Origin of the sequence: Melaminivora alkalimesophila, assembly GCF_000282995.1 — a bacterium.
Taxonomy (GTDB): Bacteria; Pseudomonadota; Gammaproteobacteria; order Burkholderiales; family Burkholderiaceae_C; genus Melaminivora; species Melaminivora alkalimesophila.
Map to the genome: position 1 here is coordinate 1 of NZ_ALEE01000791.1, position 2068 is coordinate 2068.

At 69.3% G+C, this 2068-nt stretch carries 3 protein-coding genes; 2 read left to right on the forward strand and 1 reads right to left on the reverse strand.

From position 1 onward, the window contains the following. A partial coding sequence (murB, locus tag A612_RS15245) for a UDP-N-acetylmuramate dehydrogenase (RefSeq protein WP_040437170.1) occupies positions 1 to 1013 on the reverse strand: 1013 nt, incomplete at its 3' end. Between the two features lie 66 nt (positions 1014 to 1079). On the opposite strand from murB, the gene A612_RS15250 reads away from it, so the two are divergent. Next, positions 1080 to 1565 carry a YajQ family cyclic di-GMP-binding protein gene (locus A612_RS15250; RefSeq protein ID WP_019375304.1) on the forward strand — a complete coding sequence of 162 codons (486 nt, stop codon included), beginning with the start codon at positions 1080 to 1082 and terminating at the stop codon, positions 1563 to 1565. Between the two features lie 52 nt (positions 1566 to 1617). After that, on the forward strand, positions 1618 to 2068 hold a 451-nt coding region (locus A612_RS15255; protein ID WP_019375305.1), incomplete at its 3' end, for an HD-GYP domain-containing protein.

Consider the following 2068-nt stretch of genomic DNA (forward strand, 5'->3'; position numbering starts at 1 on the left):
GTCATCACTTCGCCGCCGGTGACACTGTCCTCGGGTGTCCCGCGGTTGACCAGCACCAGCGCCTGCCGGTCGTACACCCCCGCCTTGCCCACGGTCTTGCCCTTCCATCCGCAGGCATCGATCAGCCAGCCGGCCGCCAGCTTGAAGCGCCCGTCGGGCATCGGGTAATGCACCACCTTCGGATCGCGCGCGATGATGTCCCGGCACTGCTCGGGCGTCACGGTCGGGTTCTTGAAGAAGCTGCCGGCGTTGCCCACCACCGCCGGGTCCGGCAGCTTGGCGCGGCGGATCGCGCACACCCACTCGAAGACCTGCTGCGCCGTCGGATGGGCGATGCCCGTCTCGCTGCGCTTGCGCTCCAGCTCCAGGTAGCCCAGCTCGGGCCGCCACGCCTTGGGCAGCAGGAAGCGCACGTGCGTGATCAGCGCGCGCCCGGCCAGACCCATCCCCAGGACCCGCCCGGACAGCGCCTTGCCCTCGCCGCCCGCGAGCTGCGGGGCGCGGTGCTTGAACACGGAATCGCGGTAACCGAAGCCGCACTGCGCAGCGTCGAGCTCGAAAGGCTGGCCGCTCACCAGGTCGACGGCCGACAGGGAGTGGAAGCGGTCCTGCAGCTCCACCCCGTAGGCACCGATGTTCTGTACCGGCGCGGCCCCCACGGTGCCCGGGATCAGCGCCAGATTCTCCAGCCCCGGCCACCCCTGGGCCAGCGTGCGCGCCACCACCTCGTGCCAGACCTCGCCGGCTCCGGCCTCGACGATCCAGGCGCGGTCGGTCTCGCCCGCCAGGCGCAGGCCCTTGATCTCCACCTTCAACACCAGCGCGCGCACATCCCCCGTGAGCACGATGTTGCTCCCCCCGCCCAGCACGAACATCGGCTGGCGACGCAGCGCCTCGTGCGCGAGCACCTGCTGCAGGTCCGCGACCGAGCGGATCCGCACCAGCATCCGGGCCCGCGCCGCGATCCCGAAGGTGTTCCACCCCTGAAGCGAGACGTTTTTCTCGACTAACATTCCCTGGATTGTCGCACCCGCTCCCCTGCCCTGCGGGCCCCATCCGCTTTGCCCCAAGGTTCTGTCATGCCTTCTTTCGATACCGTCTGTGAAGCCAACTTCGTCGAAGTGAGAAACGCCGTGGACAACGCCGCCAAGGAGATCGGCACCCGCTTCGACTTCAAGGGCACCTCCGCCGCGGTCGAGCTCAACGACAAGGAAATCACCCTGTTTGGCGACGCCGAGTTCCAGCTGCAGCAGGTCGAGGACATCCTGCGCGGCAAGCTCGCGCGCCGCAACGTGGACGTGCGCTTCCTCGATGTGCAAAAGCCCCAGAAGATCGGCGGCGACAAGCTCAAGCAGCTCGTGCTCGTGCGCAACGGCATCGACACCGAGCAGGCCAAGAAGATCCAGCGGCTCATCAAGGACAGCAAGATGAAGCTGCAGGCCGCCATCCAGGACGGCAAGGTGCGCATCAGCGGCGCCAAGCGCGACGACCTGCAGGCGGCCATGGCGCTGATCCGCAAGGAAATCGCCGACCTGCCCCTGAGCTTCGACAACTTCCGCGACTGAGCCGCCGGGGCGCAGCCGCGCCCTGGCACTGCCGCGCCGCGCGCCGTCGCCCATGAACCTTCCCCCTCCCGCCTCCGGCGCCGATGCGCCGGACATCGAGTACGAAGACCTGCTCGGCCAATGGTCGGATCTGGAGGCGCTGCTGTCCACCCTCCTGGCCCGCCCTGCACACGTGCAGGCCTTCCCGGCCAAGGTGCGCCAGTGCGAGGCCTGGCTGGCCGAGCTGGTCGCGCAGGACGTGGATGCGGCGCTGTACCTCATGTTCCAGCTCGCGGCGACCTCGACCGCAGGCTACAGCGCAGCGCACGCCCTGGTCTGCGCCGCGCTGTGCCAGATCCTGGGGGACGAGCTGGCGCTGCCCGCCGCCGAACGCTCCGCCCTGGTGCGCGCCGCCTTCACCATGAACATCGGCATGACCGCCTTGCAGGACGCCCTGGCGCTGCAGCGCGAGCCGCTGAGCGAGGAGCAGCAGCGGCTCGTCGCCATGCACCCGCAGGCGGGCC

What these genes read in the sequence shown, in the direction of transcription:
- A612_RS15250 (WP_019375304.1), top strand. Translation starts at nt 1,080, where the DNA reads ATGCCTTCTTTCGATACCGTCTGTGAAGCCAACTTCGTCGAAGTGAGA.